1 pseudogene is annotated in these 212 nt (G+C 44.8%); it reads left to right on the top strand.

Annotation, left to right across the window (positions count from 1 at the left end):
- Nucleotides 1-212, top strand: a pseudogene (locus A372_RS32700) (AraC family ligand binding domain-containing protein); the annotation flags it as partial.

Below are 212 nucleotides of genomic sequence, written 5' to 3'. Positions count from 1 at the left end.
GTTTTGTGATTACATTGACGGGTATACGGCAGGACAATGGCGTAGACTGGTATGAAAAGGCTGGTGCAAATACCGACAACGATGACTTGCTATTCATTTTGGTCACCTTTGGCGAATGTGTATATTGGGTGAACGATAGCAAGATCATTCTGGGCAAGGGTGAAGCACTGCTTTTACCCGCTCATCTGAATTACTATGGCAAGAGCATTCCT

This window comes from Paenibacillus sp. OSY-SE, assembly GCF_000283315.1.
Classification (GTDB): domain Bacteria; phylum Bacillota; class Bacilli; order Paenibacillales; family Paenibacillaceae; genus Paenibacillus_B; species Paenibacillus_B profundus.
Note: the sequence above shows the minus strand (reverse complement) of the source record. Positions and strands in the feature narration are given on the sequence as shown.